Below are 10472 nucleotides of genomic sequence, written 5' to 3' on the forward strand. Positions count from 1 at the left end.
AGGCCCTCGGCGGTGGGCACTGCCTGGTCGCGCGCATCGCCGAGGGCCTTGTCGCGGCCATGCTCAAACAGGTTGGCCCACAGGTCGACGTTGTCAGCCCACAGGCCCTGTCTTGAGACCACCATCAGGTACAGGTCGGGAGCGCCCGTCTTCACCACCCTGCAGCCGGCTTTCGGGGGCGGAAGCGACTGGGGCATGACCGTCGTAGTCAATACCGGGAAGGCCAGTTGCAGCATCGTCTGGGTCACCGGCGAACGCGCTACTGCGTCGACGGCGGCGGTGGAGTCCGCAGCGGGTTCGGTAAACCGGTTGAAGAACGCCGGCTTGTCATGCTCATTGAGAAACTGGCTGAAAAAATGCTGGTAGCTCGTGGGCGTCGGGCGGTTGTTATTGCCGGATTCGCTTGGCGCTTTGTCGCGCGCCACCCACTGGCGGTTCAGTTCGGTTTTCAGCGCATCAAGGCTGTTGTAGCGCTTGAGCGGGTGCTCCGGATCGTGGGGCAGGTAGACGATGAAGTCGGTGGCATAGCGATATTTTTCCACCGGTGTAAACACCACGCTCCCCATGAGCGCGCGGTCCATCACGCTCAGGCAACTGAACCACACCGGCTTGCCGCCCAGCGTCGGGTTGCGTTCGCCGTCGACCACCTTGAGCACCATGGTGAAGTCATCCGGGAGAATGTCCTGCTTGAGCAGCGCCAGGTACGCCGCAGCCCTGAGGGCATCCTTCTGGCTGGTGATCACGGCGTCGCGCAACCGGGTGGCGGCCGTCTCGTCGGTGGGCAGTAATGTTTCCTTGAGGTGCGCCTGGTAGCGGGCACCCACGTCCAGCGTACGGCACAGGCTGATAAAGGCGGGTACGGTCAGCGCCGGGCTGATCCTGGGAGAGGCGCCTTCCCGGCCCGGGTATTGGGTGAACCCGGAGGCAGGATCGAATGCGCCGTCTTCACCTTCACTGGCTTCAAAGTTATGCAGGGCAGCCTGCACCAGCGACACCTCCAGTACTTTGTATTCGCCGGCCTTGATCCCCAGGGGGCCGAGCCTCAGCGGCTCATACAAACGAAGAGAGGTGCCTTCGACATCCACGGTGAGGTTGAATTGTTCTTTCAGCGCGCCGTTGAGCAGGCCTATGGCGAAGGGCTTGAGTGCCTGGACGTTGGCCAGGTGTTTATCCACCGCGTGTTGGGATTTGAAACTGGTTTCATTGAACGCCTTCAAGGTTCTTCGCTGCAGCGGCGACAAGCTGTCCATCCACTGCGCCTGTTCGAGCCTGGCCTGTTTCAACGCTTCTATGCGGTGGGCCGGCGCCTGTACCAGCCAGTCCGGAATGGCCTGGCGAATGAACGCACTGTTGTCGTCGGAAGATGAGAGGGGAGTAACGGAGGGGGCATCCTGCATGGGGGCATTCCTTTGGGTAAGCAAAGGAAAAAGGCTACTGAAAACCGCTGTGGATTAATAAGTCGAAAAGCCGCTGGATAGCACGCAATAGTTAACGCATCGGCCCCGGATTACCTATGGATCGACGACTTAATTACCCCATGGAAATCCCCCCGTGTGCATCAAGCCTGTCAGCGCTTTTTGAGTGTTCGTCCATGGGGGGCAATCCGTTCAAATAGCTACCGCCGAGTGCCGGGGGCGACTGATTAAGGTCATTGCCTTAATTTCCCTATCGGTACTCGTTTATGCCAGCACCTCAAGCCTCCACCTCGCTCCTGCCGGGCGGCGAAGGGCGTCACTATGCACAGATCAAAGCCGCCATCCCCGAAAGCCTGGTCAGCGCATCTCCTGCCCTGCGTGCAGCCATCACGCAGGCCAAGCCAGAGATCCCCGCCTGGTATGCGGCCACCACCCCGGCACAGAAGGCTGCGCTGCAAAACCTGTTGGAGGCGAGCATCAAGTCTCACACTGCACTGGAGCAAGCGACCGGCAAGGTGCAAGAGGTCAACGCCTTCGCCCGGCCATTGCTTGAAGCCACGTTGAAGGCCGCCGGGTTTGAGCTGGACGTCAACCAGGTGCATCTGCGCCTCTATGTACCGGTCGAAGGACTAGCGACAGGCTACCGGACCAAGACTTTGTCCCTGTTGCAAGCGGCCTTGAACAATTTTGAAGCGCGCGAGACCCGCGCCGGGTTCTTCGACAGTGCTTCAGGCTTTATCACCGCTCCCGGCGCGGATGGCCGTTTCGAGCGCCATACCACGACCCTGACGATCGAGACCTTCGCCCGGTTATGCCGCGACCTGGACCTGGGCAGGCTGTACCAGGAACACCTCACCACCTACCTGCTGCCCGTGCAAACCGTGTCCAGGAACCTGCTGCGTGAACGCTTTATCACCCGGCAAAAGGACGCCTTCAGAGCCGCCGCCTACGTGGCGTTGCTCAAAGGTGATATTCGCAGCGACGACTACGCGCTACTGCAGCGCATCGCCAATGGCGAGCGACGCATCAAGCACGAAGGCAAGCAGGTCTGGCACCGCTGGCCCAGTATCATGGAACTGCAAATGCACGGCTGCCTCATGATCGACCCGAGCGTGGAGCATGGGTATGGCACCTGGCTTATCGTCTACATCCCCGACCACCCCGAGCACCCCATCAAGCGCTACAAAACCTTTGCCGACTATGCAGAGGAAACGACCCGTGAGCTGACCGCTTACAGGCCAGAGGACTATTGGGACAGCAGGGGGGTTCAGGTCACGGCCCACCAACAGTTTTTCTCACGGTTCATCGGGAAAAAATACCTGGCTTACTACTACGGGCGGTTCACCGAGAAACGCGTCGATGAACCGCAAAGGCGCGTGGCCCTGGGCCCTGATCCAGCGTGGCGACAGTACTACGCAAGAAAATCCCTTACCGAACTCCAGGCGATCAACGCCGTCATAAAGTCCCCGCGACATATCAGCCGCACGCCGCAGGACCAGCCAAACCTGAACCTCAACGCCCACCCGATCAAGGGGCTGTGGATCGACGTCGACCCTTGGGACGAGCTGTACGCCGACATGCGCAAGCGCGCACTCGACGATGGGTTGAGCATGGCGATACCCACCGCTCACACCGACGCGGCTGGCCACGACCGGCGGATGGCGCATCTGATGAACATCGGCCTGTTCACCTTGAACCTGGTGTCGATGTTCATTCCGCCCTTGGGTGCACTGATGGCGGTGGTCACGGCCGGGCAACTGCTGTACGAAGTGCTGGAGGGCGTGGTTGAACTCGGCCAGGGTGACCGCGAGGCCGGCTGGGCGCATATCGCTGACGTGCTGGAAAATCTCGCGCAACTGGCGGTGGGCGGCGCTGCGTTGCATATCAGCCTGTCGCCGTTTATCGAAGGACTCAAGGCGGTCAGGCTGCCGTCGGGCAAGGCCCGCTTGTGGAAGCCGGACCTTGCGCCCTATGCGCAGGACATCCGACTGCCGGCAGGCTCGGTTCCCGACCAGGCGGGACTACATACCGTCAATGGGCGCCAGGTCGTGTCGGTGGACGGCAATCGCTACGCCGTGACCGCGCAAGACGAACCGGGCGTGTACCGGGTCCAGCACCCCAGCAGGCCCGAGGCGTATGAGCCTCAGATCGTCAACAACGGTTCTGGCGCCTGGACCCATGAGGCCGATGAGCCCCTGACGTGGCAAGGTGCTCCGCTGATGCGGCGACTGAGCCATGTAATGGAAGGCCTGAGCGATACGCAGTTGGAGCAGGTGCGCAAGATCAGTGACACCGACGAAAGCGTGCTGCGCCGGCTGTATGTGGAAAGCGAGCCCACTCCGGCCATCACACTCGACACGGCGGTGCGCATGCGGGCTTACGGGCGTGCCGAAAGCTTGAGTGGGCAGATCCTTGCGGGGTCGATGTCGATGGACCTGGGTAGCTACGCCGCGTCGTTGATGGTGGAAATGACCGGCTGGCCGCCCGGCAGGACCATCGAAGTATTTGACGGCCAGGGCACCAGCAGGACAGCTGCGTTGTATGGCCAACCTCATGCGCCCGGGACGGAACTGATCAGCATCAGCCGCATAGACCTGTTCGGCGGCAAGCTGCCGGCGTTGATCGTCGAGAGTTTGCCCGAGGAGCAGCTTAAAAACCTGCTCGGCCAACACATGCCTTACGGGGCCGCGCTGCGTAGCCAGGCGTTGCAGGAACGGCTGGGGATCTATGCCAAACAGTCCCTGCGGCGGGTGTTCGACAGCCTTTACCTCGGGCGGTCATCGCCTGGCAGCGCCGAACTGCAACTGTTCGCGCGCGACTTCAAAAGCCTGCCACCGGTCATGGTCGAGGAACTGCTGGAAGGTGCCAGCCCCTCGCAGCGGGCGAGCCTGGTCAACAATCGCAAGATTCCCCTGGAGCTGGCGCAGCAAGCGCGCCGGCAACTTGGGCATCTGCGTCTGGCCCGGGCGTACGAAGGGCTTTATCTGGACGAGTTGGCCAATGTCGACACCGAAGCGCTGGCGCTCAACACGCTGGAGCGCCTTCCTGGCTGGCGAAACGACTTGCGCATTGAGGTTCGCGAAGGCTCCCTGGCCGGAAGCCTGCGTGCCGGCTATGGCCCACCCGAGTCCGCGCACCGCAAGGTATTGGTGCACAGGGGCGATGGACGCTACGAGGCGTTTGACGCACGAGGGCAAAGCCTGCATGTCGTCGACAATCTGTACGGCGCCTTGCAACATGCCCTGCCAGACACCGACCGCCAGTCTCTGGGATTGCCAGGCATTGGGCAGGGGCCGGAGTTAAGAGGCAAAATCCAGGAACATGCCCTGTCGCGCGGTGCCTTGCGCAAGGTGCTGCAGATGCAACCCGCCCAACCGTTCTTCAAACCGCTATCGCAGTTGTCGGGCGGCAGGCGTGGGTACCCCTTGAGCGGGCGCGGCGGGTGGGCGTTTGAGCGGAGCCTGCAGGCACGCATTCGCAACTTGTACCCGGACATCACCGCCAACGAAATTGCCGAGTTGCGACCTCTTGGCGACCCACTCGATCTCACCTGGGTACAGGAACTCGAAAGCGAATTCAGCAACCTGACTCAGACGTTGCGAACCTGGCAGATCAGCGCTCGCGCAGGCGCGTCGACCAGTGGCCAGGCGGCAGATCGGATTTATCGGGCCAGGGGCCGGATCGTCAAGGCCATTGAGGCGGCCTGGCGCAGAACCGGGCTGCGGGATATCGACGGCAATGGTCGATACCTCGGCCAGGCCATCAAGTGGGATGGGGTCGAATTGCGCCAGCAGTTGCGCACCCTGCCGCCATTGCCGGCCGACTTTGATCACGTCAGTAAGCTGACCCTGCGCAGCATGGCCTTGACGAGTGACGACGTCGACGGGTTTGTTTCCAACTTTCGCAGCCTGCGCAGCTTGTCCGTGCAAGCCTGCCGGTTGACGCGGCTGCCGCCGGCCATTGCCGCCATGCCGCACTTGACCGAGTTGTATCTGGGAGGCAATGAAATAGTCCTGAGTCAGGAGAGCGTCATGGTCTTGAGCAAACTGAAACAGCTCAAGGAGCTGTCGCTTGAAAGCAATCCATTGGGTCTGGCGCCGGACGTGAGTCGCATGCCTGATTTGCGCCAGCTGTGGCTGGCTGAAACAGATTTGGAGGAGTGGCCTGCCAGCGTGTTTCGCCTGCCGCGCCCACGGCATTTCATTCTGGATTTGCGTGAGAACGCGCTTATCCGCGTACCGGTATTTGCGCCGGGTTCTGATAACGCCCGGATCATCGCGCGCACGACGCTCTCCCGAGAGCTACTGAGTACTAAAGCCGTGAGCGATTTCAGGTTATATATCGAGGCAGCCGGTAATGATCCGGATCGTCAGCTTCCACCCAAAGGCCGGGCCGATAGCAAACTCTGGAAAACGGGATTGACCGACGAGGAATGGGAATCCAAGCAGCAATTGTGGCAAAGGCTGGAGGATACCTTCGGTTCTGAAGCTTTTTTCAACGAAATTCGCTACCTGTCCAAATCAGGGGATGCCGTAGTCGAGGGCAAGCGCTACCTGCCGGAGCTGACTGCGAAAGTATGGCGCATGCTGGAGGCCATGGGCGAAGACGCCGAGTTGCGAGAGGAGCTGTTCCGCATGGCACAGTTCCCCACGGCTTGCGTGGATGCGGGGGCGCAGTTGTTCAATGCCATGGGGGTTGAAGTGTTGTTGCGCTCGGCCTATGCCAATGAAGACGCGAATGCGGTGAGAAGCAGCGTGCTCAAGTTGGCCAGGGGCAAGTGGCGATTGGAGGAGTTGGGGCGGATCGCTCATGCGCGCGTGGCAGAATTGATCAGTCAAGGCGCCAGGTATACGGAGTATGACCAGGAGGGCATGTTGGTCTCTCATTACGACAACGCAGGCAATGAGATCCCGCCTATTGATGAGGTCGAGATCTACCTGGCCTACACCTCGCAGCTTTCCGCCCGCCTGGACTTGCCGTGGCAGGCCAGAACCATGCTGTACCGCGAAGAGTATGTGACGCCGGCCATGGTAGAGGCGGCGTACGAGCAGGTGACAGCGCTGGACCAGGGTGAGCAGTTGCGCAAGAACCTGATTGAGCAGCCGATGTGGAAGGAATTTCTGGAGCGGGCCCACAAGGTGGAATACTTGAGAATCTTCCGGAAATCTGACGCGTTGCTCGACTACGAGGACGCGCAAGCGCAATGGGCCAGGGATGGCGGCTTGTCTGCCGAGGCCAAGAAGGACCTGAGCGACACCATCGCCAGGACCGCCGATATCCTCGGTCGGCCGCGCGGTAACAGCCTGCCGGGAACCGTCATGAGTCGGGCTGAATACGACACTTCGCTTGCCAGCATCACCAGCGAACTCAACTCATTGAACACGACACTGACCGACCAGGCGATCAGTGCCGTATTTGGGGCTTAGAACAAGAAGTAACGCTGCGCCATCGGCAACACATCCGCAGGCTCACACCACAGCAATACTCCGTCGGCCTTGACCTGATAGGTCTGCGGGTCAACCTCGATATCCGGCAGGTAATCGTTGTGGATCAAGTCGGTTTTCTGCACCGCGCGGCAACCCTTGACCACGGCGATCTGCTTCTTCAACCCCAACTGCTCCGGCAGGCCTGCCGCCAACGCCGCCTGGCTGATAAAGGTCAGGCTGGTGGCGTGCAGCGAGCTGCCGAAGCTGGCGAACATCGGGCGGTAGTGCACCGGTTGCGGGGTGGGGATCGAGGCGTTGGCGTCGCCCATGAGGCTTGAGGCAATCGCGCCGCCCTTGAGGATCAGGGTTGGCTTGATCCCGAAAAACGCCGGGCGCCACAGCACCAGGTCGGCCCATTTACCGACTTCGATGGAACCCACTTCGTGGCTGATGCCATGGGTAATCGCCGGGTTGATGGTGTACTTGGCGATGTAGCGTTTGGCGCGGAAGTTGTCATTGCCTTCGCCGTCGCCAGGCAATCGCCCGCGCTGTTTTTTCATCTTGTCGGCGGTCTGCCAGGTACGTGTGATCACCTCGCCAACCCGCCCCATGGCCTGGCTGTCGGAGCTGATCATCGAGAACGCGCCGAGGTCATGAAGGATGTCTTCGGCGGCAATCGTTTCGCGGCGGATGCGGCTTTCGGCAAAGGCCACGTCTTCGGCAATGCTCGGGTCCAGGTGATGGCAGACCATCAACATGTCCAGGTGTTCGTCGATGGTGTTGCGAGTGAACGGCCGGGTTGGGTTGGTGGAGCTGGGCAGCACGTTGGGGAAGCCACAGGCCTTGATGATGTCTGGCGCGTGACCGCCACCGGCACCTTCGGTGTGGTAGGTGTGGATGGTGCGGCCCTTGAAGGCGGCGAGGGTGGTTTCGACAAAGCCGGATTCGTTGAGGGTGTCGCTGTGGATCGCCACCTGCACGTCGTACTCGTCGGCGACGCTCAGGCAGTTGTCGATGCTCGCCGGCGTGGTGCCCCAGTCCTCGTGCAGCTTCAAGCCAATGGCACCGGCCTTCACTTGTTCGATCAACGGCTCCGGCAGGCTGGCGTTGCCCTTGCCGGTGAAGCCGATGTTCATCGGGAACGAGTCGGAGGCCTGGAGCATGCGCGCCAGGTGCCATGGGCCGGAGGTGCAGGTGGTGGCGTTGGTGCCGGTGGCCGGCCCGGTGCCGCCGCCGATCATGGTGGTGACGCCGCTGGTCAGTGCTTCTTCGATTTGCTGCGGGCAAATGAAGTGGATGTGGGTATCGATGCCGCCGGCGGTGAGGATCATGCCCTCACCGGCAATCACTTCGGTGCTGGCGCCGACACAGATGGTCACGCCGGGCTGGATGTCCGGGTTGCCGGCCTTGCCGATGGCGGCGATGCGGCCGTTTTTCAGGCCGACGTCAGCCTTGACGATGCCCCAGTGGTCGATGATCAGCGCGTTGGTGATCAGGGTGTCGACCACCTCATGGGCGAGCAGTTGGCTCTGGCCCTGGCCATCACGGATCACCTTGCCGCCGCCGAACTTCACTTCTTCGCCGTAGACGGTGAAATCCTGTTCGACTTCGACGAACAGCTCGGTGTCGGCCAGGCGGACCTTGTCACCAACGGTGGGGCCGTACATGTCGGCGTAGGCTTGTCTGGAAATCTTCATGTGTTTAGTTCCTTGATCGTTCCCGATAGGTGGCGAGGGAGCTTGCTCCCGCTGGGCTGCGCAGCAGCCCCAAAAGCCAGGCACCGGGGTGAGTCAGAAAGATTGAGTCAGCTCTTTTGCGGCCGCTGCGCGCCCGAGCGGGAGCAAGCTCCCTCGCCACAGGTCAGTCCAGGTCGCCCATGATGCGCCCGGCAAACCCGAACACCCGGCGTTTGCCACTCAGCTCAACCAGTTCCACTTCACGACTCTGCCCTGGCTCAAAGCGCACGGCGGTGCCGGCCGGGATGTTCAGGCGCATGCCACGGCTGGCAGCACGGTCGAACGTCAGTGCGTCGTTGGTCTCGAAAAAGTGATAGTGCGAACCAACCTGGATCGGCCGGTCGCCGCTGTTGGCTACGCTCAGGGTGGCGGTGCGCCGGCCCACGTTGAGTTCGATGTCGCCAGGCTGGATCTGAAATTCGCCAGGAATCATGCAGGTTGCCCCAGGGTCTTGAAGTAGATGGCGGTCGGGGTGTAGCGCCCGTCCGGGCTTTGGCAGTAGTCGGGCAATTCACCGATCTTGGTATAACGCAGCGACTGGTAGAAGGCTTCGGCGCCGGAGCCGGCTTCGGTGTCCAGGTACAGCAGCCCGCGTTTGTACTGGCGGGCGCTCAGTTCCAGGGCGCTCATCAGTTGCTGGCCAAGGCCACGGCGCCGGGCCTCGCTGTGCACCAGCAGCTTCTGCACTTCGGCGCGGTTCAGGCCGTTGGCTTTCATGCACAGCGCCAATTGCACGCTGGCGATGACGTGTTCATCACGCACCACCACCCACAGCAGCAGGCTGCCATCGTTAAGACTGGCCTGCACGCCGTTGAGATAAGTGCCGGCCTGGGCTTCATCGAAGTCGGCCATGAAGCCCACCGATGCGCCGTGCTTCACGGCGTCCAGCAACAGCTCAATCAAACCCGGGCGGTAATGGGCAAAACTTTCGGCATTGACTCGACGCAGTTGGGCGTTCATCGGTGTCACTCCTTGGGCGGCACAGCGCCTGGGTTGAGCGTCAGTTGCATGAAGGTCAGGTCCAGCCAGCGTCCGAACTTGGTGCCGACCTGGGGCATCTGCCCGGTGGTGATGAAACCCAGGCGCTCATGCAGGCGGATCGAGGCCTGGTTGCCGCTCTCGATGGCGGCGACCATCACGTGTTTGTCGCAGGTTTTCGCCTGCTCGATCAGCGCCTGCATCAGCTGGGGGCCGAGGCCCTTGCCGCGCTGGTCGTTGCGCACGTACACCGAGTGTTCGACGGTATGGCGAAAACCCTCAAAAGGCCGCCAGTCGCCAAACGAGGCATAGCCGATGACCTGCTCGTCTTCGACGGCCACCAGGACCGGGTAAAACTGTGACTGACGAGCGCTGAACCAGGCCTGGCGGTTGCCCAGGTCTACCGGTTGTTCGTTCCAGATCGCCGTGGTGTTGAGCACCGCGTCGTTGTAGATATCGCGAATCCCTGGCAAATCGGCGTGCACCGCATCACGAATCAAAAAGGACATGGTCGGGCCTCAGGCGATGGGTTGGTGGACGGTGACCAGCTTGGTGCCGTCGGGGAAGGTGGCTTCCACCTGGATGTCCGGGATCATTTCCGGGATGCCTTCCATCACCTGTTCGCGGGTGAGCAGGGTGGTGCCGAAGTGCATCAGCTCGGCCACGGTGCGGCCATCGCGGGCGCCTTCCATCAACGCGGCGGAGATGTAGGCGATGGTTTCCGGGTAGTTGAGCTTCACACCGCGCGCCAACCGCCGCTCGGCCACCAGGCCGGCGGTGAAGATCAGCAGTTTGTCTTTTTCCCGTGGGGTCAGGTCCATCGTTCAAGGTCCACTATGAAATACATTCGTAAAAACACCGGAGATCCAATGTGGGAGCGGGCTTGCTCGCGAATGCGGTGTGTCAGTGAATGCATC

Annotated in this window: 7 protein-coding genes; 1 reads left to right on the top strand and 6 read right to left on the bottom strand. The window is 61.5% G+C overall.

Features of this window, described 5'->3' with window-relative positions; genetic code table 11:
• Nucleotides 1-1397 (bottom strand): dermonecrotic toxin domain-containing protein (locus tag HX846_RS12265; protein ID WP_372241981.1); only part of this gene is annotated, 1397 nt, incomplete at its 3' end.
• Nucleotides 1398-1681: 284 nt separating this feature from the next.
• Between HX846_RS12265 and HX846_RS12270 the strand changes: the two genes are divergently transcribed.
• The gene (locus HX846_RS12270; RefSeq protein ID WP_178965460.1) at nucleotides 1682-6841 is read left to right on the top strand and encodes a dermonecrotic toxin domain-containing protein; all 5160 of its coding nucleotides are present in this window, start codon (nucleotides 1682-1684) and stop codon (nucleotides 6839-6841) included.
• Here HX846_RS12270 and ureC read toward each other — a convergent pair.
• From ureC to ureA, 5 genes are all read right to left on the bottom strand, one after another.
• Nucleotides 6838-8538: an urease subunit alpha gene (gene ureC, locus HX846_RS12275; RefSeq protein WP_003217391.1), complete on the bottom strand. Its 1701-nt coding sequence runs from the start codon at nucleotides 8536-8538 to the stop codon at nucleotides 6838-6840. The genes HX846_RS12270 and ureC overlap by 4 nt on opposite strands.
• A 163-nt stretch (nucleotides 8539-8701) precedes the next feature.
• Complete coding sequence (locus tag HX846_RS12280; RefSeq protein WP_003217389.1) at nucleotides 8702-9010, bottom strand: urease subunit beta; 309 nt, start codon at nucleotides 9008-9010, stop codon at nucleotides 8702-8704.
• Nucleotides 9007-9537, bottom strand: coding sequence for an N-acetyltransferase (locus HX846_RS12285; protein WP_063033356.1), 531 nt, complete (start codon nucleotides 9535-9537; stop codon nucleotides 9007-9009). The genes HX846_RS12280 and HX846_RS12285 overlap by 4 nt, the downstream gene beginning before the upstream one ends.
• Nucleotides 9538-9542: 5 nt before the next feature.
• Nucleotides 9543-10064 (bottom strand): GNAT family N-acetyltransferase, encoded by a 522-nt coding sequence (locus HX846_RS12290; protein ID WP_178965461.1) that lies wholly within the window; start codon nucleotides 10062-10064, stop codon nucleotides 9543-9545.
• Nucleotides 10065-10073: 9 nt separating this feature from the next.
• Entirely contained in the window at nucleotides 10074-10376 is a 303-nt protein-coding gene (ureA, locus tag HX846_RS12295) for an urease subunit gamma (protein WP_003217383.1), read from the bottom strand.
• Between the last annotated feature and the right edge of the window lie 96 nt (nucleotides 10377-10472).

It is taken from the genome of Pseudomonas sp. K5002 (assembly GCF_013386655.1).
In the GTDB taxonomy this organism is placed as follows: Bacteria; Pseudomonadota; Gammaproteobacteria; order Pseudomonadales; family Pseudomonadaceae; genus Aquipseudomonas.